The 24976-nt window shown below is 69.1% G+C and carries 21 protein-coding genes; 6 read left to right on the top strand and 15 right to left on the bottom strand.

The genetic code is table 11. The features are described 5' to 3' along the window. Positions 1 to 30: 30 nt before the first annotated feature. The 12 genes from ACYVIO_RS22620 to mraZ all read right to left on the bottom strand — a co-directional run bounded on the left by ACYVIO_RS22620 (position 31) and on the right by mraZ (position 14616). Positions 31 to 771, bottom strand: coding sequence for a cell division protein FtsQ/DivIB (locus ACYVIO_RS22620; protein ID WP_460652852.1), 741 nt, complete (start codon positions 769 to 771; stop codon positions 31 to 33). A 7-nt stretch (positions 772 to 778) separates the two neighbouring features. Further along, positions 779 to 2218 carry a UDP-N-acetylmuramate--L-alanine ligase gene (murC, locus tag ACYVIO_RS22615; RefSeq protein ID WP_460652851.1) on the bottom strand — a complete coding sequence of 480 codons (1440 nt, stop codon included), beginning with the start codon at positions 2216 to 2218 and terminating at the stop codon, positions 779 to 781. Beyond that, positions 2215 to 3303, bottom strand: a complete 1089-nt coding sequence (gene murG / locus ACYVIO_RS22610) for an undecaprenyldiphospho-muramoylpentapeptide beta-N-acetylglucosaminyltransferase (RefSeq protein ID WP_460652850.1) — start codon at positions 3301 to 3303, stop codon at positions 2215 to 2217. The genes murC and murG overlap by 4 nt, the downstream gene beginning before the upstream one ends. Positions 3304 to 3308: 5 nt before the next feature. Then, positions 3309 to 4598, bottom strand: coding sequence for a putative lipid II flippase FtsW (ftsW, locus tag ACYVIO_RS22605; RefSeq protein ID WP_460652849.1), 1290 nt, complete (start codon positions 4596 to 4598; stop codon positions 3309 to 3311). 17 nt (positions 4599 to 4615) lie between these two features. Next, positions 4616 to 6052, bottom strand: a complete 1437-nt coding sequence (murD, locus tag ACYVIO_RS22600; protein WP_460652848.1) for a UDP-N-acetylmuramoyl-L-alanine--D-glutamate ligase — start codon at positions 6050 to 6052, stop codon at positions 4616 to 4618. Beyond that, positions 6049 to 7125 (bottom strand): phospho-N-acetylmuramoyl-pentapeptide-transferase, encoded by a 1077-nt coding sequence (gene mraY / locus ACYVIO_RS22595; protein ID WP_460652847.1) that lies wholly within the window; start codon positions 7123 to 7125, stop codon positions 6049 to 6051. Before mraY ends, murD begins: the two co-directional genes overlap by 4 nt. Continuing rightward, positions 7122 to 8516: a UDP-N-acetylmuramoyl-tripeptide--D-alanyl-D-alanine ligase gene (locus ACYVIO_RS22590; protein ID WP_460652846.1), complete on the bottom strand. Its 1395-nt coding sequence runs from the start codon at positions 8514 to 8516 to the stop codon at positions 7122 to 7124. The genes mraY and ACYVIO_RS22590 overlap by 4 nt, the downstream gene beginning before the upstream one ends. Continuing rightward, positions 8513 to 10039, bottom strand: a complete 1527-nt coding sequence (locus tag ACYVIO_RS22585; protein ID WP_460652845.1) for a UDP-N-acetylmuramoyl-L-alanyl-D-glutamate--2,6-diaminopimelate ligase — start codon at positions 10037 to 10039, stop codon at positions 8513 to 8515. Before ACYVIO_RS22585 ends, ACYVIO_RS22590 begins: the two co-directional genes overlap by 4 nt. Positions 10040 to 10092: 53 nt before the next feature. Further along, positions 10093 to 11892 (bottom strand): peptidoglycan D,D-transpeptidase FtsI family protein, encoded by a 1800-nt coding sequence (locus ACYVIO_RS22580; RefSeq protein ID WP_460652844.1) that lies wholly within the window; start codon positions 11890 to 11892, stop codon positions 10093 to 10095. A gap of 403 nt (positions 11893 to 12295) precedes the next feature. Beyond that, on the bottom strand, positions 12296 to 12889 hold the full coding sequence (locus tag ACYVIO_RS22575) for a hypothetical protein (RefSeq protein ID WP_460652843.1): 594 nt from the start codon (positions 12887 to 12889) through the stop codon (positions 12296 to 12298). Further along, positions 12889 to 13863 (bottom strand): 16S rRNA (cytosine(1402)-N(4))-methyltransferase RsmH, encoded by a 975-nt coding sequence (gene rsmH / locus ACYVIO_RS22570; RefSeq protein WP_460652842.1) that lies wholly within the window; start codon positions 13861 to 13863, stop codon positions 12889 to 12891. The genes ACYVIO_RS22575 and rsmH overlap by 1 nt, the downstream gene beginning before the upstream one ends. Before the next feature lie 321 nt (positions 13864 to 14184). Next, positions 14185 to 14616 carry a division/cell wall cluster transcriptional repressor MraZ gene (mraZ, locus tag ACYVIO_RS22565; RefSeq protein WP_460652841.1) on the bottom strand — a complete coding sequence of 144 codons (432 nt, stop codon included), beginning with the start codon at positions 14614 to 14616 and terminating at the stop codon, positions 14185 to 14187. 340 nt (positions 14617 to 14956) lie between these two features. Between mraZ and ACYVIO_RS22560 the strand changes: the two genes are divergently transcribed. Genes ACYVIO_RS22560 through ACYVIO_RS22550 form a run of 3 tightly spaced genes read left to right on the top strand, consistent with a single transcriptional unit; the run spans position 14957 to position 19545 of the window. Beyond that, positions 14957 to 15895, top strand: a complete 939-nt coding sequence (locus tag ACYVIO_RS22560) for an AAA family ATPase (protein WP_460653559.1) — start codon at positions 14957 to 14959, stop codon at positions 15893 to 15895. Between the two features lie 3 nt (positions 15896 to 15898). Then, the gene (locus tag ACYVIO_RS22555; protein WP_460652840.1) at positions 15899 to 17185 is read left to right on the top strand and encodes a DUF58 domain-containing protein; all 1287 of its coding nucleotides are present in this window, start codon (positions 15899 to 15901) and stop codon (positions 17183 to 17185) included. Next, positions 17182 to 19545: a transglutaminase family protein gene (locus tag ACYVIO_RS22550; RefSeq protein WP_460652839.1), complete on the top strand. Its 2364-nt coding sequence runs from the start codon at positions 17182 to 17184 to the stop codon at positions 19543 to 19545. The genes ACYVIO_RS22555 and ACYVIO_RS22550 overlap by 4 nt, the downstream gene beginning before the upstream one ends. Positions 19546 to 19607: 62 nt before the next feature. On the opposite strand, the gene ACYVIO_RS22545 is transcribed toward ACYVIO_RS22550, so the two are convergent. Next, the gene (locus ACYVIO_RS22545) at positions 19608 to 21188 is read right to left on the bottom strand and encodes a hypothetical protein (RefSeq protein WP_460652838.1); all 1581 of its coding nucleotides are present in this window, start codon (positions 21186 to 21188) and stop codon (positions 19608 to 19610) included. A 62-nt stretch (positions 21189 to 21250) separates the two neighbouring features. On the opposite strand from ACYVIO_RS22545, the gene ACYVIO_RS22540 reads away from it, so the two are divergent. Both ACYVIO_RS22540 and ACYVIO_RS22535 read left to right on the top strand, forming a co-directional pair. Then, the gene (locus ACYVIO_RS22540; protein ID WP_460652837.1) at positions 21251 to 22168 is read left to right on the top strand and encodes a hypothetical protein; all 918 of its coding nucleotides are present in this window, start codon (positions 21251 to 21253) and stop codon (positions 22166 to 22168) included. A gap of 20 nt (positions 22169 to 22188) precedes the next feature. Then, positions 22189 to 22917, top strand: coding sequence for a hypothetical protein (locus ACYVIO_RS22535; RefSeq protein ID WP_460652836.1), 729 nt, complete (start codon positions 22189 to 22191; stop codon positions 22915 to 22917). A 51-nt stretch (positions 22918 to 22968) separates the two neighbouring features. Here the strand turns inward: ACYVIO_RS22535 and ACYVIO_RS22530 are convergent, their stop codons facing one another. After that, on the bottom strand, positions 22969 to 23502 hold the full coding sequence (locus tag ACYVIO_RS22530) for a DUF6458 family protein (RefSeq protein WP_460652835.1): 534 nt from the start codon (positions 23500 to 23502) through the stop codon (positions 22969 to 22971). Positions 23503 to 23661: 159 nt separating this feature from the next. Then, complete coding sequence (locus tag ACYVIO_RS22525) at positions 23662 to 24138, bottom strand: DUF3040 domain-containing protein (RefSeq protein WP_460652834.1); 477 nt, start codon at positions 24136 to 24138, stop codon at positions 23662 to 23664. Positions 24139 to 24308: 170 nt separating this feature from the next. Here ACYVIO_RS22525 and ACYVIO_RS22520 point away from each other — a divergent pair, with 170 nt between their 5' ends. Next, positions 24309 to 24959, top strand: coding sequence for a TetR/AcrR family transcriptional regulator (locus tag ACYVIO_RS22520; RefSeq protein WP_460652833.1), 651 nt, complete (start codon positions 24309 to 24311; stop codon positions 24957 to 24959). Positions 24960 to 24976: the final 17 nt, after the last annotated feature.

Below are 24976 nucleotides of genomic sequence, written 5' to 3'. Positions count from 1 at the left end.
GTCCCGTGATGTGGTTCGGGATGTGACGCGTTACCTCTTTTCCCCTTTGGTGACAGGGAGATCGGGCGCGGACACGTCGTACACCTTGGCCTGCCGGCGCATCAGCACGCTGAGTACCTCGGCCTTTTGCGCGCTGTCATCGGAACCGCCCCAGACGACCTTCACCCCGGACCCGAGGTTGAGTGTGATCGAGTCCGGCGACGTCGCCGAGATCGACCGTACCTCGGACCGCAACGTGACCGGCAATGCGGCTGACACGGTCACGATCGAACGGATCGTCACGTCCCGGCGAGCACCGACGACCAGCGCCTCCGGCAGCCCGTCCGGCCGCGAGGCCACGGTCTTGAACGACGTACCGGTCGCGTCGACCAGCTCGAACTGCTTGCCGTCCGTGACCACGACGACCGGCACGCGCTCGGTGACCACGATCTCCAGCTGGTTCGGCCACGCGCGCGTCACCTGCGCGTCGGCGACCGACTGGATGCCCCGCACCCGTTCGGCGATCACGTTCAGGTCGACCTTGGCCAGCGGCGTCCCGAGCGGCGCCTGGGCGACCTGGGCGACCGTTGCCACCGGCACCGTGTCGGCGCCGGTCACCCGGACGCCGTCGACGGCCAGCGCGGACGAGAAGTAGAACAGCCAGACGGTGATCGCGGACAGCAGCACCACCGTGCCGCCGACCGCCCAGGGCAGCCAGCTCTTCCAGCGCACCAACCGCTGCCGGCGCGCGAACCGCTGCTGGGCCCGGGCCAGATCAGCGTCCTGACTCATCCCAGAATCACTCGATCAGTGCGGCGTTGTGCGCCGCCCGCTCGGCCAGCAGCCCGACCACCTCGGGCCCGATCAGCGTCACGTCGCCCGCGCCGAGGGTGACCACGAGGTCGCCCGGCAGCGCGAGGTCGGCGACCACCCGCGGTACGGCGGACCAGGACGGCTCGAACCGCACCTGCTCCGGCTTCAGCGGCACGTGGTTGGCGATCAGGGCACCGGTGACACCGGGCTCCGGGTCCTCCCGCGCCGCGAAGATGTCCATCACGACGACCTCGTCGGCCAGCGCGAGCGCCTCGGAGAACTCCGCGGCGAAGATCCGCGTCCGGCTGAACAGGTGCGGCTGGAAGCACGCGATCACGCGCCCCTCCCCCGCCACCTGCCGGGCCGCGATCAGGTCGACGGTCAGCTCGGTCGGGTGGTGCGCGTAGGAGTCGAAGACCCGTACGCCGTCCTCGATGCCCTTGAACTCGAACCGCCGGCCGGTCCCGGTGAACGACGCCAACCCTTCGGCCAGGTCGGCCGCGGAGAAGCCCAGGCCAAGTCCGACCGACAGTGCGGCGGACGCGTTCAGCACGTTGTGCTTGCCGGCCTGCTGCAGGTTCACCATCGGAAGCTTGCGCCCACGGAAGATCGGCACGAACGACTGCACCGCACCGGTCGCGGTAATCTCGGTGACCCGCAGGTCGGCGTCCTCGGACTCGCCGTACGTCCGGACGTCGATCCCCTTCGCCCGGGCGAAATCGACGAGCCGGCGAGCCCCCGCGTCGTCGTAGCAGACGACCATGAACCCACCGGGCAGCACCCGGCCGCAGAAGTCCTCGAAGGCCTGGAAGTAGCTGGCCTCGTCACCGTAGTTGTCCAGGTGGTCCGGCTCGACCGAGGTGACGATCGACACCTCGGGGCTGTAGGTCAGGAACGACTTGTCCGACTCGTCGGCCTCGGCGACGAACAGATCGCCCGTGCCGTCGTGCGCGTTCGAGCCCGATTCGTTCAGGTTCCCGCCGATCGCGTACGACGGGTCGGCGGCGCAGTGCTGCAGCGCGACCGTCAGCATCGACGTGGTCGTGGTCTTGCCGTGCGTCCCGGCCACGGCGATCGTGCGCCGGCCGACCATCACCGACGCGAGCGCGGCGGCCCGCGGCAGGATCGGGATCCCGGCCGCCCGGGCCGCGACGACCTCGGGGTTGGTCTCGCGGATCGCGGTGGAGACGACGACGGTGTCGACGGCGGCGACGTGCTCGGCGGCGTGGCCGACCCAGCAGGTGGCGCCGAGCGCGCGCAGCGCGGCGAGCACCTTGCCGTCCTTGGCGTCGGAGCCGGAGACCTCGATGCCGCGCGAGGCCATGATCCGGGCGATGCCGGACATCCCGGCGCCGCCGATGCCGACGAAGTGCACCCGGCCCAGCTTCTCGGCGGGCAGGAGAGTGTCAGGAGCGGTGACGATCACGAAGCAGACCTCACCACATCGAGGATGATCTGCGCCAACCGGTCGTCGGCATCCGTACGGATGACGCCCTGCGCTGCAGTGGACATGGCTGTCAGACGCGCGCGGTCGTGCAGAAGTTGCGGCACGGTCGCGCGAACCCAGTCCGGCGTGACGGTCGCGTTGTCGACCAGCAGTCCGCCGCCCACATCGACCACGGGCTTGGCGTTCAGTCGCTGCTCACCGTTACCATGCGGCAACGGAACGTAAATCGCCGGGAGTCCGACGCCGGACACCTCGGTCACCGTGTTCGAGCCCGAACGGCAGACCACCAGGTCGGCAGCGGCGTAGGCCAGGTCCATCCGGTCGACGTACGAGAGCACCCGGTACGGCAGGGGGCCGGTCTGCTCGACGTCGAGGGTGTTCTTCGGCCCGATCGCGTGCAGGACCTGGATCCCGGCGGCCTGCAGGTCGGCGGCCGCACCGGCGAAGGCCAGGTTCAGCTGCTGCGCGCCCTGCGAACCACCGGTGACGAAGAGCGTCGGCGCCGAAGGGTCCAGCCCGAAGAACGCCTGTGCCTCGGCCCGCAGCGCGGCCCGGTCCATCGTCGAGATGGCCCGGCGGATCGGCAGGCCGACGTACTTGCCGTGCGGGATGTCGGTGCCGGGGAACGAGGTGATCACGTTCTCGGTGCAGTAGCGGGCGGCGAACTTGTTCGCGATGCCCGGGACCGCGTTGCCTTCGTGCACGACGATCGGCGTCTTGCGCCGCCAGGCGGCGACGTACGCCGGAGTGGACACGTACCCGCCGAAGCCGACCAGTACGTCGGCCTTGGCCTCGTCGAGGATCTTGCGGGCCGCGCTCACCGAGTTCAGCATCTTGCCCGGTACGGCGAACAGCGCCGGCGTGGGCTTGCGCGGCAGCGGCACCGGCGGAATCAGTTCGAGGCGGTACCCGGCTTCGGGGACCACCCGGGTCTCGAGCCCCCGCTCGGTTCCGAGTGCGACGATCTCGACGGTCGGATCGAGCCGGCGCAGGGCGTCGGCGGTCGCGATCAGGGGTGAGGTGTGGCCGGCGGATCCCCCACCGGCCAGAACGATGCTCGGCACAGCTTTCAACGCTCCCGCGTGTTCTCACGGCCGCTCGGGCCAGGTGTGCGTCGCGACGACATCCACCCGAGCAACGGCCGCCGGTGCTCCTTGAGGGCGGCCTGCGCGCCGGGCTCGGCCTTCGCGAAGGACAGCAGCATGCCGACCGCGATCAGCGTCGGCAGCAGTGCGGACCCACCGTACGACAAAAGCGGGAGCGGGATTCCCACGATGGGTAGCAGTCCGATCACCGCACCCAGGTTGACCAGCGTCTGGGCCATGATCCAGACCGTGATCCCGGCCGCGCAGTACCGGATGAACGGCTCGGTCGACCGGGTCGCGATCCGGATCCCGGCGTAGGCCAGCGTGAGGAACAGCCCGAGCACGGTCAGCGAGCCGATCAGCCCGAGCTCCTCACCGATCACCGCGAAGATGAAGTCGGTGTGCGCCTCGGGCAGGTTGCCCCACTTCTGCCGGCTGTTGCCGATCCCGACGCCCCACCAGCCACCGGTGGAGAGCGCGTACAGGCCGTGGTAGGCCTGCCAGCCGACGTCGGTCGGGTCGGCGAACGGGTTCATGAAGTTCGTCAGGCGGTCCATCCGGTGCTTCGCGGTGGTGACGAAGTACGTCGCGATCACGCCGACCACGGCGATCGCGGTGACGAACAGCCGGGTCGGCGCGCCGACCACCCAGATCAGGCCGATCATGATCGCCATCAGCACCAGCGACGTGCCGAGGTCGCGCTGACCGACGATCAGCGCGATCACCAGGCCGCAGACCGGCGCCATCGGGATCAGCAGGTGCTTCCACTGGGTCAGCAGCTTCTGCTTGCGCGCGTAGAGATCGGCGCACCACATCACCAGCGCCAGCTTGGCGAACTCGCTCGGCTGGATCTGCAGCGGGCCGCCGAACGACAGCCAGTTCGTGTTGCCGTTGACGTTCTTGCCCAGGCCCGGCACGTAGGTCAGCACCAGCAGGAACGTCGAGCCCAGCAGGGCGACGTACGCGAGCATCCGGAAGTGCCGCGGCGTCATCCGCGAGGCGACGTACGCCATCGGCAGACCGACGCCGACCCAGATCAGCTGGCGGTAGAAGATCGTGTAGCTGTTGCCGTTCGTGCGCAGCGACAGCACGCTCGAGGCCGACAGCACCATCAGCAGGCCGAGCACCATCAGCAGACCGGTCGCACCGAGGACCAGGTGGTACGACGTGAGCGGCCGGTCCAGCACGTTCCTGATCGCGGCCATCAGGCCACTGCCGGAACCACCACCGCGCTCGGGCGACTTCTGCTCCGGCCGGTCAATGATCGACGTCACGCGATCACCTCCGGCGCTTAGTGGCCCAGACGGTTCACGGCTTCGGTGAAAGCGTCCCCGCGGGCTCCGTAGTTGGCGAACATGTCCCAAGAAGCGCAGCCCGGCGCCAGCAGCACGGTGTCACCCACCTGTGCCAGCTTGGTCGCCTCCCCCACCACGGTCTCCATGGTCCCAGTGTCCGTTGACTCGACCACGATCACCGGGACCTCAGGCGCGTGTCGGGCAAGTGCTTCGGCGATCACGGCCTTGTCCTGGCCGAGCAGCACGACGCCCCGCAACCGCTCGCGCGCCGCGATCACCAGCTCGTCGAAGGTCGCCCCCTTGGCCTGTCCGCCGGCGATCCAGACGACGTGCTCGTAGGCCAGCAGCGACGCCTGCGCGGCGTGCGGGTTGGTCGCCTTGGAGTCGTCCACGTAGTTGACTCCGGCAACTTCTCCGACGTGCGCGATCCGGTGCGCGTCAGGCCGGAACCCGCGCAGCCCGTCGCGCACAGCAGCAGGCGGTACGCCGAACGACCGCGCCAACGCGGCAGCCGCCAAGGCGTTGGCCACGTTGTGCGGTGCGGCAGGGGTGATGTCGGCCAGCGTCGCGAGCTCGAGCGCCGAGGTGGCGCGCTGCTCGACGAACGCGCGGTCGACCAGGTACTCGTCGACGAGCCCGACCATCGACAGGCCCGGCGTACCGAGGGTGAAACCGACCGCGCGGCAGCCCTCGATCACGTCGGCGTCCTCGACGAGCTTCTCGGTCGCCTGGTCGGCGACGTTGTAGACGCAGGCGACCTGGCAGTTGGTGTAGATCCGGCCCTTGGCGGCGCCGTACGCCTCCATCGAGCCGTGCCAGTCGACGTGGTCCGGCGCAAGGTTCAGTACGGCGGCCGAGTGCGCCGACATCGAGTGCGTGTAGTGCAGCTGGTAGCTGGACAGTTCGACCGCGATCACGTCGTACGGCTCGGGGTCCATCACGGCTTCCAGCAACGGCAGTCCGACGTTCCCGGCCGCGACAGCGCGGTGCCCGGCGGCGGTCAGAATCGCCGTCAGCATCTGCACCGTGGTGGTCTTGCCGTTGGTCCCGGTGATGCACAACCAGGGCGCCGCGTTCGCGGGATCGCGCAGCCGCCAGGCCAGCTCGATCTCGCTCCAGATCGGCACGTCACGCTCGGCCGCGGCCGTCAGCAGCGGCGCGTGCGGCGGGATGCCCGGCGAGGTCACCACGATCTCGACGTCCGCGGGCAGCTCCGCCGTACTGCCTGGGCCGAGCTTGATCTCCGCACCGAGCGTGCCGAGGATCTGCGCCTTCTCCTGCAGCTGCTCGTTGTCGCGATCGTCCAGTACGACGACGTGCTCGGCGCCCGCCTGCAGCAACGAGTCGGCGCACGCGTACCCCGCCGTACCGAAGCCCAGTACGACGAAGCGCGTGGTCGCCCAGCCGTCGTCGGTGCGTGTGGTCAGACTCATCCGGCAACCCATTCCGCGTAGAACAACCCGAGCCCCGTGGCGACGCACAGACCCGAGATGATCCAGAAGCGGATCACCACGTTGACCTGTTCCCAGCCGAGCATCTCGAAGTGGTGCTGCAGCGGCGCCATCCGGAACAGCCGCTTGCCCACCCCGCCGGTGCGCTTGGTGATCTTGAACCAGCTGACCTGCAGGATCACCGACGCGGTGATGATGACGAACAGGCCGCCGAGCAGCAGCACCAGCAGCTCGGTCCGGGTCATCACGCCGAAGCCGGCCACCGCGCCGCCGAGCGACAGCGAACCGGTGTCACCCATGAAGATCTTGGCCGGCGACGCGTTCCACCACAGGAAGCCGAACAGCGCGCCGGTGAGCGCCGCCGCCACGACCGCGAGGTCGAGTGGATCGCGCACCTCGTAGCACTTGGCGCCCGGCGCGGTCGCGCAGCTCTGGTTGGACTGCCAGATGCAGATCAGCGTGTAGGCGCCGAACACCATCATCGAGGCGCCGGTGGCCAGACCGTCCAGGCCGTCGGCCAGGTTCACGCCGTTCGACATGCCCGCGATCAGCAGCAGGATCCAGATCACGACCAGGACCGGCAGCAGGTGCAGCCACTGGATGTCGCGGATGAACGAGATGAACGGTGAGGCCGGCGTCTGCCCGCGATCGTCGGCGAACTGCAGCGCGAGCACCGCGAAGACCACCGCGACCATCGTCTGGCCGGCCAGCTTCGCCTTGCTGCGCAGGCCGAGGCTGCGCTGGCGGAAGATCTTGATGAAGTCGTCCAGGAAGCCGACCGCGCCCATGCCCGCGAACAGGAACAGCACCAGGATCGCCGAGGCGCTCGGCGGCTTCATCGTCAGCAGCTTCGCGGCGAAGTAGCCGACGATCGTCGCGATGATGAAGACCGTGCCGCCCATCGTCGGCGTCCCGCGCTTGGTGTGGTGCGAGGTCGGGCCGTCGTCGCGGATCTCCTGGCCGTACCCGCGCTTGGACAGCAGGTTGATCGCCAGCCGGGTACCGAGCAGGGTCAGGATCATCGAGATCGCGCCCGCGAACAGGATCGAGATCACTGCGCGCCCTCCTGCAGGAGAGCCGTGGCCAGCCGGTCGAGGCCGACGTACCTGGACGCCTTCACGAGCACCACGTCACCCCGTTGCAGTTCCTTGCCCAGCAGCTCGAGCGCTTCGTCGGCCGTCGCGACGTACGCCGACTCGTTGCCCCACGATCCTTCGAGCGAAGCGCCGAGGTGGATCGGGCGGGCGTCCTCGCCCACCGCGACCAGCCGGTTCACGTCCAGCCGGACGGCCAGCCGGCCGACGCCGTCGTGCTCCTCGGTCGAGGTGTCGCCCAGCTCGCCCATCGGGCCGAGCACCGCCCAGGTCCGCGCGCCGCGGGCCCGCCCGATCGCGACCAGCGCCTTGAGCGCGGCCCGCATCGAGTCGGGATTGGCGTTGTACGCGTCGTTGATCACCGTCACGCCGTCGGCGCGCTCGGTGACCTCCATCCGCCACTTCGACACCGTGGTGGCCTCGTTCAGCCCGGCCGCGGCCTGCTCCGGCGTCAGCCCAGCAGCCAGTACGGCGGCCGCCGCGGCGAGCGCGTTCGGTACCTGGTGCTCACCGACGAGCTGCAGCTGGATGTCGAAGCTCTGCCCGTCGGCGTGCAGCCTGAAGCTCGGCCGGCCGTTCTCGTCGAGCTTCACGTCGGTCGCCCGGACGTCGGCGTCCGGCGCCTCGCCGAACCGCCGTACGGTCTGCTCGGTCCGCGACGCCATCGCGGCGACCCGCGGGTCGTCGGCGTTCAGCACGGCGGTCCCACCGGCCACGACGTTGTCGATCATCTCGCCCTTGGCCTGCGCGATCGCGTCCTGGCTGCCGAACTCGCCGATGTGCGAGTGCCCGACGTTCAGCACCAGCCCGACCTTCGGCGGCGTGATCCGGCACAGGTAGTTGATGTCGCCGACGTGCCGCGCGCCCATCTCGGCGACCAGGAACCGGGTGGACAGGTCGGCCTGCAACGCGGTCAGCGGGTGGCCGATCTCGTTGTTGAACGAGCCGACCGGCGCGACCGTCGGCCCGTACGGCGCGACCAGCTGCGCGATCAGGTCCTTCGTGCTCGTCTTGCCCTGCGAGCCGGTCAGACCGATCACCGTCAGATCGGGCAGCTGCGCCACGACGTACCGGGCCAGTTCGCCGAGCGCGACCTGCGCGTCCGGTACGACGATGCAGGGACAGCCGTCGATCGGCCGGGTCGTGAGTGAAACCGTCACGCCCGCCTCGGTGACGGCCTGGACGAAGTCGTGGCCGTCGACGCGTTCGCCGGGCAGCGCCACGAACAGACCGCCCGGGACCACCTCGCGCGAGTCCTTCGCCACCAGACCGTCGACGACGGCCGTGGGATCGACTCCCACGAGCTCACCGCCCACGGCCGTGGCGATGTCACCGCAACTGACAGGGATCACCGGGTCTCCTCCAACAACTCACGCACTGTCTGACGGTCGTCGAACGGGTGGATCACGCCGTCGACGTCCTGTCCTGTCTCGTGGCCCTTGCCGAGCACGACCACGGTGTCCCCCGGGCCGGCCAGCTCGATCGCGGTCCGGATCGCCGCGCGCCGGTCGCCGACCTCGCGCAGGTCGACATCCGGTACGGCGTCGCGCGCGCCCTCGATCGCGGCGGCGCGGATCAGCGCCGGGTCCTCGCTGCGCGGGTTGTCGTCGGTGACGATCACCGCATCCGCGGCGCGCGCCGCGGCGGCACCCATCGCCGGGCGCTTCCACGGATCGCGGTCACCGCCGCAGCCGACCACGGCGTACAGACGGCCCTTCGTCGCGCCGCGAGCAGCGCGCAGGGCCAGCTCGACCGCGTCGGGAGTGTGCGCGAAGTCGACGATCACCGCGAGACCGTCGCGCAGGAAGGTCTCCATCCGCCCCGGCACCCGCGCGTCGCGCAGGCCCTCGGCGATCTGCTCGGCCGGTACGTCGACCTGCCGCAGCATCGCGACCGCGAGCAGCGCGTTGGCCACGTTGAAGTCGCCAGGCAGGACGATCTCGATCGTCAGCTCCTCGCCCGGGCCGCGGATGTCGATCACGGTCGAGCCGTGCTCGGACTGATGCGTCGCGGCAACGGTCCAGTCCGCGTCACGCGTCGTCGACACGGTGACCAGCGGTACGACGGTCTGCGCGGCCAGACGGCGGCCGTACTCGTCGTCGATGTTCACCACGGCCAGGTCGCAGCGCTCGGGCGTGAACAGCGACGCCTTCGCCGCGAAGTACTCCTCGAACGTCTTGTGGAAGTCCAGGTGGTCCTGGCTCAGGTTCGTGAACCCGGCGACCGCATAGCGGGCACCGTCGACCCGGCCCTTGGCCAGCGCGTGGCTGGAGACCTCCATCGCGCACCACGCGACGCCCTGCTCGCGCATCACCGCGAACAACGCCTGCAGGTCGGTCGCCTCCGGCGTGGTCATCGCGCTCTTCACGACCTGGTCGCCGATCCGCGTCTCGATCGTGCCGACCAGAGCGGCCGGGCCGAGCCTGCGCAGGACCGCGTCGAGCAGGAAGCTGGTGGTGGTCTTGCCGTTGGTCCCGGTGATGCCGAGCAGGCGCAGCTCGCTGGTCGGTTCGCCGTACACCGTGGAGGCGACGGCGCCCAGCACAGCGCGCGGATCGGGGACGACGAGCAGCGGCAGACCGGCGGTCAGCGCCCGCTCGACGCCTGCGGGATCAGTCAGTACGGCGACCGCGCCGCTCGCCTGAGCGCCGGCGACGAAGGCCGCGCCGTGCGTCGCGGCACCCGGCAGCGCGGCGTACAGGTCACCGGGCCGGATCGAGCGGGAGTCGAGGGAGACACCGGTGACGGGGACCTCGGCGGCACCCGCCGGGACCTCCGCCCCAGCGGTTCTGGCCAGGTCGGCAAGGGCGACCGGTACGGTGTGCCGCGGCCTGATCGCGGCTACGGCGCCGCCTGCGGCGGAAGGGGTGGACACGGCCCCAGAGGCTACCGTTCCGGGGCGTGTGACACCTACCTGACCCTGGGTGATCACCAGGTGATGGGAATGACGGGCTGCTTCGCACCGGTCGGCGGGACCGCGTACTTCTGCAGCGCGTAGCTCATCACGTCTCGGAACACCGGACCTCCCTGGAAACCACCGCCCCGCCCGTTGGTGGGGTCCTGCAGTACGACGTACGTAACGAAGCGCGGGTTGTCGGCAGGAGCGAATCCGGCGAAAGAAGTGGCCCACTTGCGGTAACAGCCGCAGGCCGAGTCGACCTCCTGCGCCGTACCGGTCTTGCCGGCCACCCGGTAGCCCGCGATCGCGGCCAGCGGCGCCGTGCCGCCCTTGCCGGTGACGGCCTCCATCATCGTGGTGACCTGTTTGGCGGCCGACTCGCTGACCACGCGGCGCGGCGTGGCGATCTGGTTGGGCGTCGCGTTGCCGTCGGCGTCCACCCAGTCCTTGATCAGCTTCGGCGGCATGTAGACCCCACCGTTGGCCACGGCGTTCACCGCGGCGGCCATCTGGACGGCGTTGGCCGACAGGCCCTGGCCGAACGCGACGTTCGACCGGGTCAGCTCGCTCCACTCGTCGCCCGGCGGCATCAGGCCGCGGCTCTCGCCGGGGAAACCGATCCCGGTCGGTTCGCCGAAGCCGAACTTCTTCAGGTAGTGCACGAAGTCACCGACCGGCATCTGCTGGGCGGCCATGATCGTGCCGACGTTCGACGACTTGGCGATCACGCCGGCCATCGTCAGCTTCAGTTTGCCGTGGTCGAAGGCGTCCTTGATCGTCCGCCGCTGCACGGTGTAGACGCCGGGGACCTCCAGCTTGGTGTCCAGCGAGATCAGCCCGGCGTCGGCCAGCGCCGCCATCGTGACCACCTTCTGCACGCTGCCCGGCTCGTAGACCTGCTCCAGCGCCCGGTTCTTCAGCGCGCCGGTCTTCACCGGCTTGTTCGGGTCGAAGCTCGGGTAGTTGGCCATCACCAGGATCTCGCCGGTCTTGACGTCGATCGTGACGACCGAGCCTGAGCTGGCCTTGTACTGCTTGACCGCCTGCTCGATCCGCCGCTCGGCGAACCACTGCAGGTCGGCGTCCAGCGTGAGCTGCGCCGACACGCCCGGCTTCGGCTCCTCGACGGTGTGGTCGGCGTTCGGGATCTTGTTGCCCCGGGCATCGACCTCGTACATCGCCTTGCCGTCCTGCCCGGACAGCTTGCCGTTCAAGCCGTACTCCAGCCCGGCCAGACCCTTGCCCTCGGCACCGACGATGCCGACCACGTTGGCCGCGATGGTGCCGTTGGGGTGACTGCGGACCGGATCGGCCTCGGTGTAGAGGCCGGCCAGCATCGGCTTCTTCTGGTCCTCGGGCAGCGCCTTGTTCTGGTCCTTGATCGCCTTGTTGCGCTCCTTGATCTCGGCGGTGATCTGGTTCCAGGTCTGCGGGGTGACCTTGTTCGCCAGCACGACGTACCGGCCCTTGCCGGTCAGCTTCTTCATCAGCGTCGCGTAGTCGACCGACGACAACCGAGGAGCCAGTACGCCGGCCAGCTGGCTGGCGACCTTGCCGGTCTGGGTCGGGTCGGCGGTGATCGCGACCGCGTCCTCCGAGACCGACAGCGGGACACCGTTGCGGTCCAGGATCGAGCCGCGGGAGGCGTGCAGGACGAACGGCTTGGTGTTCTCCTTGGTCGCGGCCAGCGCGTAGCGGTCCGGGTCGACGCCCTGGAGGATGATCAGCCGTCCCGCGAACAGCGACAGCACCAGCGCCATCACGCCGAACGTCACCCGGAGTCGGAGTGCCGGACGCCCGAGCTTCAGCAGCCGCGGCGGCTTCTTCACCCGAGGCTTGCGAACGGGAGGACGCCGCTTCTGCGGCGGCCGCTTCCGCGGCGCGGCAGCCTTCTTGGCCAGCGGCCGCCCGTCTGGTCCTACGCGTCGAGGAGCAGGCCTTCCTTCAGCGGTCTTTCGAGGACGACTGGCCGCAGTCTTCTTGGCTGCCCGCCGCGGTGGTTCCTGTCCGTCTCTCGTACGGCGTGGCTCTTCAGCCCTTCGACGCGGCTGGTCTTCACGCCTGCGTCTGTTCTGCTCTTCCGACGCGGGGCGGCGGGGACGCTGTGCAGCGGGGCGACCGCCCTCGGTGGCGGGGCGACGGGACGACGGAGCCTTGCGGGGCGGGTTTCCCCGGCCCGGTTCACCACCGCGTTTGCGTGGTGGCTCGTCTCCCCGTCGTTCCGTCATCCGATCATCCCCCGGTCGTCGTGTTGGTCCCTGTGTTGGTGTTCGTCGGCGGCTTGGTGTTGGCCGGCGGCGTCACCGGCGTACTGGGCTTGACAGGCGTGCTCGGCTTGATCGCCGCGTTGGCCGGCGGCACGACCGGCGGCTTCGGCGTCGCGACAGCGGCCGGCAGCCCCGGACCGAACATCGCCGCGCCGGTCCCCGCCTTGCCTTCGGCCGGTACGCCGAGCACACGCCCGTCGGACAGCCGCAGGAACACCGGGTTCGGGTTCGGCACCATGCCCATCCGCAGCGACCGGTCGGCCAGGTTCTGCGGCGACTCGAGCGTGCGGACCTGCCGCTCCAGCTGCTCCTGCTGGTCGCGCAGCTGATCGGCCTGCTGGTTCAGCGCGGTGACCTGGAACGTGCCGCGCTGCAGCTCCGTGTTGAGCAGCAGCAGGCCGACCAGGCCGGCCGCCAGCAGCGACACCACGAAGATGACGAACGGCATCCGCGGCGGCCGGAACGGCGCGCCGTACACGATCCTGAGCTTCGGCTCCTGCTTCTTCGCCGGAACCGCAGGTGTGACCCGTGCCTTGGACGGGCTGAAGACAGTACTCATCAAGCCACCAGCCCTTTCTCGCGGACTCTGGTTGCGGCCCGGACCCGGGCCGAGGCGGCCCGCGGGTTCGCCGCCACTTCGTCCTCGGTCGGCCGTTCGGCCCCGCGGGTGAGGAGTTTCAGGTACGGCTCGTGCCCGGCCGGGATCACCGGCAGGTCGTCCGGTACGTCGGACTTCGCGCCCGCCGCCAAGGTCTGCTTGGTGATCCGGTCCTCGAGCGAGTGGTAGCTCATGACGACGATCCGCCCGTGCAGCGCCAGCGACGCGACCGCCGCCGGCAGCGCGCGCCGCAGGACCTCGAGCTCGCCGTTGACCTCGATCCGCAGCGCCTGGAAGGTCCGCTTGGCCGGGTGTCCCCCGGTCCGGCGGGCCGCCTGCGGGATCGCGTCGCGGACCAGCTCGGACAGCCGGGCGCTGTTCGTGAACGGCTCGGTCTCCCGGGCCCGGACGATCCGGTCGGCGATCTTGCGGGAGAACTTCTCCTCGCCGTACTGGAACAGGATCCGGGCCAGGTCGGCCGAGCTGTAGGTGTTCAGGATGTCGGCGGCCGTGGTCGGCGCCGTCGAGTCCATCCGCATGTCCAGCGGCGCGTCCTGCGCGTAGGCAAAGCCGCGGTCGGCCTCGTCCAGCTGCATCGACGAGACGCCGAGGTCGAACAGGATGCCGTCGATCGCGGGCACGTCGAGCTCGTCGAGGACGCGCGGCAGTTCGTCGTACACGGCGTGCACGAACGTGGTGCGATCGGCGTACGGCGCGAGCCGCTCGCCGGCCAGGCGCAGCGCGGCCGGGTCACGGTCGAGCCCGATCAGGCGAGCCTCGGGGCAACGCTCGAGGAACGCCTCGGAGTGTCCGCCGAGCCCGAGGGTGGCGTCGACGAGGACGGCACCGGGCTGCTGGAGCGCCGGGGCGAGGAGGGCGACGACCCGGTCGAGCATGACGGGGACGTGGCGGTCGGACGGCGTGGGATCGGTCATGGCGTCAGCCACCCAATCCCTGCGCGTCGCGCTCAGCACCGTCCATCTCGACCCTTCCTTAAGCCGCGGGAGCGACCCTGCCCCCGCGGGTTCTCTGTACTGCTGACTGCTGTGTCGGGGGCGGTGTTGGAACGTCGGGTGGTGGACTGCGTTGAACAGCTTGGGGAGCAGTTCGTTCGTCCGGTCAGATCGCGGGTTCGCCTCCCGGGGAAGTACCCGTGGCCTTGGCGCCGGGGAAGTGGCGCCAACACCCGAGTCGGAAGTCGGACCCGTGATCTCACCGGACGTCCGGTGCACACCTCAGGTCGTGCTCGGTGCTGCTCAGAAGATCCCGGGCAGTACCTCCTCGGACAGGTCGGCGAACGCCTGCTCCTGCTCCGCGGAGTACCTGTTCCAGTTCTCCGTGTTCCAGATCTCCACCCTGTTCATCGCCCCGATGACGACGCAGTCGCGATCCAGTCCTGCGTAATCGCGCAGCATCGGCGGGATGGTGACCCGGCCCTGCTTGTCCGGCACCTCGTTGGAGGCTCCGGCGAACAGCATCCGCAGGTAGTCCCGGGCACCCTTGTTGGTGATCGGAGCCTGCTTCAACTGCTCGGTCAGCGTCACGAACTCGGCCTCGGGCCACACGGACAGCGAACGCTCCTGCCCGCGGGTGATCACCAGACCCTCGGAAAGTTCGTCGCGGAACTTCGCCGGCAGGAACAACCGACCTTTGTCGTCGAGCTTGGGAAAGTGCGTTCCAAGGAACACGCTCCACCTCCCCGTTGCGGACTCTCCGTCTCAGGTCGAGCTGATTTCCACCAAATCAGTACCACTGCGCTCCACCTTACTCCACTTTGCCCCACCGTCAACCAAATCTGCCCCGTTTCGCTCCTCTCGTAGGCTGGGTGGGAAAGATCCACGTCGACAGGTGATGGATCAGCGACACCGGGTGAGGATTACTTTCATCGGTGCCGAAACGGCCGGTAACGAATTCCGCGCAGGGCTAGGCCCGACCCCGGGCCCGGGTCAGAATGAGTCGGCCAACAACCAATGGGGAGGACTCAGGGTGAGCACCACCGCGACCAGCTCGGCCATGGACTTCGACGAGCTGACAGAGGTGGCGGGACGGGTCCGCCGAGCCATCGAGACAGTCATCGAAGGCAAACCCGATGTCGTCGAGACAGCAGTCACCGTGCTGCTCGCCGAAGGACATCTACTGATCGAGGACGTGCCGGGCGTCGGCAAGACGATGCTGGCCAAGGCACTGGCCCGCTCGATCGACTGCACCGTGCGCCGGATCCAGTTCACGCCCGACCTCCTGCCCTCGGACATCACCGGCGTGTCGGTGTTCAACCAGGAGGTCCGCGACTTCGAGTTCAAGCCGGGCGCGGTGTTCGCGAACATCGTGGTCGGTGACGAGATCAACCGCGCCTCACCGAAGACCCAGGCCGCGCTGCTGGAGTCGATGGAGGAGCGCCAGGTCACCGTCGACACCACGACGTACCACCTCGACGCGCCGTTCATGGTGATCGCGACGCAGAACCCGATCGAGATGGAGGGCACCTATCCCCTGCCCGAGGCGCAGCGCGACCGCTTCATGGCGCGCGTCTCGATGGGGTACCCGGAGCCCGCCGCCGAGCTGCGGATGCTCGACGGTCACTCGGCCACCGACCCGCTGAACAACCTGCAGGCGGTGACCGACAGCCAGCAGATCCTGCGACTGGTCAAGACCGTCCACTCGGTGCACGTGTCGGAGTCGGTCAAGGAGTACGCCGTAGCTCTGGTCGGTGCGACTCGTCGTTCGCAGGAGCTGCGTCTCGGCGCCAGCCCCCGTGCAACGCTGCACCTGATCCGGGCTGCCCGGGCCGCTGCCGCGTTGGACGCGCGCGAGTTCGTCCTGCCGGACGACCTGCAGGAGCTCGCCGTACCGGTCCTTGCTCACCGGGTGCTTCCGGCAGCCGAGGCTCACCTCGGTGGTCGCGGCGCGTCGGACATCATCACCGGGCTCGTCGCCTCCGTGCCGCTCCCCCGCACTCGCCGGGACTGAGGCATGAGGCAGGCACTGCGCGGACTCACCACCCGGGGGCGGGCGTTCGTCGCTGCCGGGATCACCGCGTCGCTGTGCGCTCTGCTGCTCGGCCAGAAGGACCTGCTGCGTGTCGGCATCCTCCTGGTCGCGCTGCCGGTCGTGGCCGCTCTGGTGGTCGGCCGCACCCGGCTGCGTCTGCAGGTACGGCGCAGCCTGGCGCCGGCGCAGGTCACCGTCGGTACGACGGCGACGGTGGAGCTCGCCCTGAGCAACGAAGGCCGCATGCCGGCCGGACTGTTGCTGCTGGAGGACCGGATCCCCTACGTGCTCGGCCACCGGCCGCGGTTCGTGGTGGACCGCGTCAGCCCGAACTGGAAGCGCACGGTCACCTATCCGGTGAAGTCGGACGTCCGTGGGCTGTTCCAGGTCGGGCCGTTGATGCTGACGGTCGCCGACCCGTTCGGGCTGGTGGAGACGAGCCGGACGTTCGCGCGGAGTCAGTACCTGCTGGTCACGCCCCGGGTGCACAAGCTGCCCGAGGTACGGCTCGGCTCGGACCGCGCGGGATCCGGCGAGAACCGGCCCCGCGCGATCGCGTCGGCCGGTGAGGAGGACGCGACCGTTCGCGAGTACCGCGACGGCGACGACCTCCGCCGCGTGCACTGGCGCTCGACCGCTCGTCGCGGGTCGCTGATGGTGCGCCGCGAGGAGCAGCCCTGGCAGAGCCGGTGCGCGATCTTCCTCGACGCCCGCACCACTTCGCACCACGGGCACGGACCGTCGTCCAGCCTGGAGTGGTCGGTCAGCGCGGTCGCCTCGATCGGCGCCGACCGGATCCGGCGGGGTTACGTCACCACCCTGCTGGGCGGCCCGACGACACTGTCCGCGATCACCCACCGCAGCTCCACCGCCGTACACCAACCGCTCACGACGCAGCAGTTGCTGACCGAGTGCGCGACGGTGGAGGAGCACAAGTACGCCGAGGTCGGCCCGCTGCTCACGGTCGACCGGCACGTCCAGGAGCCCAGTCTCGCGATCGCCGTCGTCGGTGTCTGCACCAGCGACGACATCACCGCGCTGAACCGCTGGCGGACCGGGCAAGCGACCGGAGTCGCGCTGCTGCTCGACGCGGTCAGCTGGGCCGTCGGCGTCGAAGGCACCGAGAAGGCGAACCGCCTGGCCGCTGCCACGGACGCGACCGAATCCGAACTCCGCCGCAACGGCTGGCGCGTCGCCAGAGTCCGCCGCGGCGATCCCCTACCCACCGTTTGGTCCAGCCTCGGACTGAGGAGCGGAAGGATCGCATGACCGGACACGTGAGGATCTCGCTGGCTGCTTGGGCGGCGACGGTACTCGGTGCTCTCGTACTGACACCGGTGTTCTCCGGGCCGTTCCTGTTCATCAGCGCGTTCCTGTGCGCCCTTGTCACCGGCACCGGGATCCTGCTGCAGAACCTGCGCGCGCCGCGGGTCGTCGTACCGGTGGTTCAGCTCGTCGTACTGGTCGAGATGCTGTCGCTGATCTTCCTGCGCGACACGCTGCACTTCGGCCTGCTGCCGTGGAAGGAGACCGCGCTCGAGTTCAACCAGCAGATGGTGAACGCGATGAGCGCGATCAACCGCTTCAGCGCGCCGCTGCCGGCCGATGACCACCTGACGCTGTTCGCGGCGTCGGTGATCTCTGCGACCGGGCTGCTGATCCACCTGATCGCCGTACAGCTGCGTCAGGCCGCGTGGGCCGGACTGCTGCTGCTCACCATGTACACGGTGCCGGCTGCGACCGTGCACGGCGGACTGCCGGCGCTGCTCTTCATCCCGCCGGCCGTCGGCTACATCGTGCTCCTGGCCGCGGAAGGCCGGACCAGACTGAGTCGCTGGGGACGCCGGATCTCCGGCGTCTCGCACCTGGACGCGTCCGAACCGATCGAAGCCTCGGCGCTCGGCCAGGCCGGCCGCCGGATCGGCCTCAGCGTGATCGCACTGGCCGCGCTGCTGCCCGCACTGCTGCCGGCGTTGCCGGAAGGTGTCATCGGCAACGGTCTCGCCGGTGGTGGCAGCGGCACCGGGATCGGCGCCTCGATCACGTCGACCGACCCGATGCTCGACATGGGCAAGAACCTCAAGCGCGGCGACAACGTGACCGCTCTGACCTACACCGGCGGCCCGGCCGGTGGGACGTACCTGCGGCTGACCGCGCTGGACCAGTTCGACGGCAACACCTGGCGGATCTCGCCGCGGTCCGAGGGCCAGAAGATCACCGACAACGACCTGACGGCGCCGGAAGGCTTCAACGGCGACCTCAGCAAGGTGCCGACCACGGAGATGAAGATCGACGTGAGCCGGAACCTGCGCTCGCAGTTCGCCCCGGTGCCGTACCCGCTGCGCTCGATCTCGCTGAAGGACCGCTGGCGTTTCGACGCGAGGTCGCTGGACGTCGTGTCCACGAACGGTGGCGGTGGAGTCGCCGGCAAGAACTACCGGCTCAAGGCGTACCAGCTGCCGCTGACGCCGGAGCTGCTGCAGGCGACCCCGCCGGGCGCCGACCCGGACGCGTACACCACCCAGCTCCCGTCCAAGAACATCGACGACATCCGCGACCTGACCAACCGGGTCGTCGCGGACGCGGGCACCAACCGGTTCCAGCAGGCCGTCGCGCTGCAGAACTTCTTCCGCGGCGGCGAGTTCACCTACAGCACCGACACCGACAACAAGAGCGGCATGCCGGCGCTGCGCAAGTTCCTGCTGCAGGACCGGGTCGGGTACTGCGAGCAGTTCGCCACCGGCATGGCGCTGATGGCGCGCGTGCTCGGGATCCCCTCGCGCGTCGGCATCGGCTTCCTGCCCGGTCAGCCCGGCAAGAACGGCCAGTACGTCGTACGCATGCACGACATGCACGCCTGGCCGGAGCTGTACTTCCAGGGACTCGGCTGGGTCCGCTTCGAGCCGACGCCGTCGGCGCGGGTCGCGACCACCCCGAGCTGGACCGCACCGGCCGCGCCGCTGCCGTCGACCCCGACCACCGCGCCGACGACCGCGCCGACCACGCCGGGCTCCACGACGGACACCGACCTCGAGCGTCCGGGCGACCGGAACCTGCCCGAGGACAACGGCCTCGTCCCGGTCGACTCCGGCAACTGGTTCAGCAACGGCGGCGCCAAGGCGATCGGCATCGGTGTCGTCGTGGTCTTCATCCTCGGCATCCCGTGGCTGATCCGCAGCCTGACCCGTCGCCGCCGCTTCGCCCGCCCACCCGGGCGTCTCGGTGTCGAAGGCCTGTGGGCAGAAATCCGCGACACGTCCCGCGACCTGGGCCTCGACTGGTCCGACAGCTCAACCCCACGCCAGTTGGGCGACTGGATGACCACCAAGCTCCCCGAGCCGGTCCATCCCCAAGCCCACCGCCTGGCCCGAGGCCTGGAGTCCGTCCGGTACGCCGGTCTGGCCTCCACCGAAGTCGACCTGCGCACCGAAGCAGCCGACGTCCGCAAGGCCCTCTGGTCCCAAGCCAAACTCGTCCAACGCTTACGAGCCCGCCTGCTACCCCCGTCCTGGCGCTGGTACCTCAACCGAGGCAGCACAGAAGCATCGGATCTCCTGGACGAGTTCGATCTACTGCTCGCCAGAATTCGCAACACAGTCCTCCCCAGCCGAAGCCGCCCTGCGGACTGAGACCTAACAGAACCCCCGGACCACCTGGTCCGGGGGTTCTGTTTGTGGTGCGTAAGGCGGCGTCAGAGTTGGGCGCTGGTGGTGATGTGGGTGGGTTGGTTCTGCCACCACGTAGCGGCGGCGCGGACCGCCGAGGGAGCGATGGGGTCAGCCTTCAGGCGACGGAGTGGGGTTTGGTTTCCAGTGACGCCGGCGCTGTAGGCAAGGCCGCGGAGGGCAGCGAGGTTGGTGGGGCTTTTACTCCGGTGCCAGTCGGCCAGGTGTTTGCTGATGGCACTGTCCCACCAGGAATCCGGTGGGAGACCACTGAAGTGGCCGAGGGCATAGGCTGCGACGGAGATCGTTGGACCGGGCAGGCCGTCGGCCAGGACGATCCGTTCGATGAGTCCGCGCTCCGGACGACCGCCCATCATGCGGAGTGCGGACAGCAGTGTGCCGGAGCGCTCCGGGTCGCCAGTGAGAACACGGCCGCGCCTGAGCTCCGCCGACAAGGCTCGAGCGATCGCCGCGCGGTAAGGACTGGCGGCGATCAGCGTGGAGACCTGAAGCCGGGCTTCCGCTGACGGGTCGAACAGCAACTCCTCGACCAACTGCGGAAGCACGTCGTCCATGAAGCTCTCCGGAGAGGCCGGCAGGGCGGCCGCGGCTGCGTGCGCGACGCGCTGGGCCACCAGCGAAACAGGTTCCCGTAGGCGGTACTGCCGACCACCACAAGCGACCGCGACTGGCCCCGGCAGCGTCCACAACGCCTGCAGGATCTCCTCTGCCATCGTCCCGAGTGAGCCACCGGCGGCAGCAATCTCTCGCAGCGTCCGGGAGGCTCGACGACGCTGATCCCGGTTGAGCTGTTTCAGGGTGGCTGCCTCGAAGAGTGCGGCCAAGGTGCCCCACAGCGCGCGATCATCGGTCGGATTCGTCAGCTGTTGCTGAAGTACGGAGATCGAGTCGGGGTGATTGCTGTGCCCCAACGCGGCGACGGTCGAGATCATCACCTGATTGTCGCGATCGGCTGCGGCGACCGCACAGGCGTCGATCAGCTCCCCCTGCGCTGCTGGATGAGTGATCAGGCGGTTCACCGCTTCGAACCGCTGTACCCAAGCCTGCCCACAGGCGACGAGCATCTCTGCGAGCAGGCGCTGCGCGATCTCCCGCCAGGTGCGGCTTGGCAGGTATGCCGTCGGCCTCGCCGCCAGCAGTTCGGTGAGGTCGTCCCAGTCGCAGCCGCTCATGACGGTGGGCCCGCAGACGCGATCGAGGTAGGTATCCAGCCGCCGATCGAGAGCGCGGGGCTCGACCTGATGATTCCGGGCCAACGCCGGGGACGACTCGATCACCGAGCGGTTCGCCCGGAGTTCGTGATCGAAGGCGGCCACCAGACGGCCGGGGGCCAGCTCCAGCAGTTCCTCGTACCGCCGAACAGCCGCGTACGGGATCGCCGAGCTGCCGACTTCCCAGCGGTAGATGGTCGAGGGACTGATCGATCGCGGATTCGGTCCGCTCGGCCAGACAGCGGCGAACTTGGTCCGAACCGTGAGCTCGTGCTGCCTGCCCAGCAAACGACTGACCCGCAGCAACCAAGCGAGCCGGTGGCGCAGTGTGAGTCGTCGCGTCGGCGCTGATCCTGCGGATCGGTCGCTCGGCATAGAGGCCCCCCTCGTAAACCAGCCCCAGGAGTAGCACGTCTGGTGACTTTCTGCAACGGATTGTGCGCATCGGGCCGCTCGCGCACAACCGCACCGACTGGTCCGTCGACGCCAGCAAACTGAGCCCCGGGGGGAGGCGAGGCAGGCGCGCCGATGGTCTGCCTCGCCAACTGTTCACAAGCAGAGATGGGGTTGGAATGGATCTGGTGGTTGGCTTTCTCGTCGCTTGGGCGGCCGGAAGAGCACGGCGAGTGCTGAAGGTCGTCAACGGGTTGAGCGACGACGCGCTGGACGCGGCCGGCGAACAGGTCTGGAAGGTGGTGGCGGCCAAGCTGGGGGTCGATCCGTCGATCCAGCGGCTCACCGCTCAGGCCCGCGATGCCGGCGAGGCGACGAACGAGGCGCGCGCTGCCGCAGTACGTGCCCTGGAAGCGGCGGCAGCGGCCGATCCGCGATTCAGGGCCGACCTGGAGGCTGCGATGCCGGCCATGGAGCGCTCTCCACGGGGATCGGTGAACTCGGGAGTCATCGCGGAGGGCAACACGGTCGGCCGTGACCTCAGCATCGACAACAGCAGCAAGGTCATCAACAAGCTCCGGCAGAACCCTTTCTACGCGGTCCTCGCGCTGGTAGCAGTCGCACTTGCGGTATGGGGACTCTCGTCTGCGCTCGGCGGCCCGGCGGAGGCGGACGCGAGCACGGTCGTCGGCAACTGGACCGCTTCCGACGGCACGGGCAACAAGTCCTTCAGCTCGGACGGTCAATGCGACGGCGTCTTCTACAACCAGGGCAAGCCTCTCGACATCGGCGGGCCGATGTCCTGCGCCCTGTCCGAGAAGCCGGACAGCAACGGCCTCTACACCCTCCGGGTGACCCAGAGCATGAACAAGGCCACCTACAAGATTCGCTTCGACTCCACCGACCACGCCACGATCTTCGACTCGGCCGGCCGAAAGCTCTACGAACTCGAGCGGTTCTGATCACCGTCACCAGGAGCATCATGAAGAACCGAGCCCCGGCAGCACTGGCCGCCGGTATTGTTGCTGTAAGCATCATTTCTGGGTGCGGCGCTCGCTCCGGAGCAGCCGGCGCGACCGGCCCACCGACCGTCCTGACGCCTCCGGGCACGTACTCCGCGCCGGTCGAGACCGCCAGAACCACCAAGACCCCCGAGGCGCCGAAACCCGCTGGGGACCGAACCGCGACGTTCCGGGTGAAGGACACGGAGGGGTACGCCGCGGTACTGAAACTCACTTTTCATGACCTGGTCACCTATGCCAGCAAGGCCGAGGCCGAGCCGACCCTCTTCTCCTGCCTACCTTGGCCGCAGACCGGGAAGGTCCGTGCGCTCGGGCTGCAGGTCGACGCGGAGGTAACCCCGGAGACGGTCAATGGGATCAGCTGGCCACAGGGCAGGACGGTCGGTGCCACCGTCTACACGCGACAGCCAGGTGGCTACGATCCGATGGACCGCATCTGCGACGGGGAGCAGTACTCCGGGCCGAACGCCGCGCCGGGGAATCCCGCCACCGGATGGGTGTTCTTCGTCAGTAGCGTCACGCCGAAGCATCCGCTCGGCTGGGACAAGCCGATGCCGTGGACCGAGGTGCATTTCGAGGTCAACGGCGGCGGTATCGAGAGCTGCAAGGTCCTCACCAAGGACAAGTCGATCGCCCTCGACCCTGATCCTGGGCGGCACGCCTGCGCGGGTACTTTCGCAGGTAGGTGAATACACCGCGGTACAGGGTTTCCACCCCGGGGGCGCTGTTGGCTTGGGGTGTTAGTTGGTACGGCGGCGCGGTTGTTCTGGGAGGCCGCTGGCTGTGGGGTCCAGTTCGATGGTGCGGTCCCCACCACCCGGGGGCTCCTCGGGCGGTGACTGCGTCGGCGGCTGCTCCGGCGTACGGGGCTTGTCGACTGCCTGCACCGGATCGAAGTGTTCGCCGATTTCCGACTCGACCGGCTGCGGCGTGATCGGCTGCGGCCTCGCTGCCTGCCCCTTCGCCGACTTGGCCGGCTTGGCAGGCTTCGGTGCGCCCTCCGGGCGGTGCTCGATGCGCGTGTGGTGCTGGTCGTGCTCCTGGCTCGCCTCGACCGTGCGGTACTGCTCCTCGACCGCCGGGTCGATCGCGTCCGTCGGCACCCGGCGCCGGTCGTTGGTGATCTTGTACGACAACCAGATCCCCGCCGCGCCGGCCAGCATGATCACCACCCCGACGACGGTCAGGTTGACCGCCCCGGCGTCGTTGTCCCGGATCCCGAAGGCAAGGATCGCCCCGACGGCGATCAGGAAGATCCCGACTCCGATGCTCATGCTCGACTCCCAACGACGACCGTGGCGACCTGGCGACCGCCCTGAACGCGTGCGGTCCACCGGTACCCACAGTGACCGGGAGTGATGTATCGAGCAGGCAAACCAGAACCACACCCGGCGCGCGGCGCGGGTGTGGTCGCAGTGTCGGTCAGCGCAGGCTCAGAGGTCCTCGTCGCGCCGCCGGCGCCAGCGGTCTTCCATCCGCTCCATGAAACTGCCGGACGAGTCGTGTCTGGTCCGGTGCTTCTTGGACGACGGCGGCGGGGGCGGCGGCAGGTCGTCGCCGTCACCCGCGTTGCTGATCCGCTTCATGCTCAGCGCCGCGATGTACAGACAGGCCACCATCACGATGAAACCGATGACGCCGATGATGGTGTTGGGAATGATCGCGCCGGCCATCAGAATCACGATGCCCAGCACGAATCCAACGCCGGCCAGAACTGCCCGGCGCTTGTAGTACAAGCGCACATTGGTTCCTCGCATGGCGGAGACGAACTTCGGGTCTTCCGCAGCGAGGGCACGTTCGAGCTGCTCGAACTGGCGCTGCTCTTCTTCCGAGAGGGGCACCGTCGATCCCTCCATGGTGAGCGCGATCTCGATAGGCCGAGTCCAGTCTAGGCCGCCGGTGCGGTCCACGAAACCCTGACCGCCTGTCCCGCGCGTCACGGTCCGGCAACCGCTCTCATTCAGCAGCCTCCGAAGCCTGCTTTCGCCGTACTCCGGACGCCTCACAGCGGCCACGATTAAGTCAGGCGCTTGACTTAATCGCCACAGTCGGACGAAGCTGTACGCGGAGGTACCGAGCCATGACAACCAGTGATCTCCAGTCCCGCACCGACCGTTCGCAGGCGACCCGCACGCTGATCCTGACGACCGCCGAGCGGCTCTTCGCCGAGTACGGCGTCGCCGCCGTCTCGAGCCGGCAGATCTGCGAGGCGGCCGGCCAGGGCAACAACACCGCCGTCGGCTACCACTTCGGCACCAAGACCGATCTGGTCCGGGCGATCATCCACCGCCACGCCGGCCGGATCGACGAGCTGCGCGAGCAGATGGTCGCCGGCATCGACGACCGTGCCGACATCCGCGCCTGGGTCGGCTGCCTGGTCCACTCCTCCACCGACCACCTGGCCGAGCTGGGCAACCCGACCTGGTACGCGCGCTTCAAGGCCCAGCTCCTCACCGACCCGGCGCTGCGCGAGATCGCCGCCGACATCACGCTGTCCTCCCCCACCGTGCTGAAGATCCTCGACGGCCTGGCCGACGTACTGTCCGATCTCCCCCTGCCGGTCCGGCTGGAGCGGGGCGACATGACCAGCCGGCTCGTCGTCCAGATGTGCGCCGAGTTCGAACGCGGCCTGGCGGCCGGTACGCCGATGCCGCGACAGACCTGGCCGGACCTGGCGACCGGCCTGGTCGACGCGATCGTCGGCATCTGGCAAGCCCCCGTCACCTCCTGAGCGACCGATCACGCACG

This window comes from Kribbella endophytica (assembly GCF_054781295.1).
Note: the sequence above shows the minus strand (reverse complement) of the source record. Positions and strands in the feature narration are given on the sequence as shown.